The 411-nt window shown below is 40.4% G+C and carries 1 protein-coding gene; it reads left to right on the top strand.

The annotated features are described in order from the left end of the window. Positions 1-411: hypothetical protein (locus EII23_RS13060; RefSeq protein WP_185702415.1), on the top strand; the 411-nt coding region annotated here is incomplete at both ends.

The following is a 411-nucleotide window of genomic DNA, read 5'->3' as shown; positions in this document are numbered from 1 at the left end:
CAATAGAAGCCGAATTAACGAAAATATACGCAGACGAGATGAGAGAAACAAAGCAAAATACCAAAGCTCAACTAGAACAAATAAGCTCGAGCTGGCAAGAAACCAAAGAGAACATAGCCCAAGAGATAATTCAAATCAAAGAAACAATGCAAAAGCAAATATCCCCAAGTATTTTCCAAAGCTTGTGGCGTGGCACTACAGCGATCGTAGCCCTAATAAGCTTTTTAGCTGGCGGAGCAGTCATCTACCTAGTAACCTCAAGCGATCTACAGATACACAGAACAACAATCAAATCCTATCAGCAAGAGATAACCGAACTGAAAAAATGGCAAATTCCTCAAAATATGCAACAGAGCTGGCAGGACGAAAAAACGAACAAAGAACAGCGAGCCTTAGTAATCAACCCAAAAG

Source organism: Desulfovibrio sp. OH1186_COT-070 (assembly GCF_003860215.1).
Classification (GTDB): Bacteria; Desulfobacterota; Desulfovibrionia; order Desulfovibrionales; family Desulfovibrionaceae; genus Desulfovibrio.
This window is presented reverse-complemented; position numbering and strand designations above follow the sequence as displayed.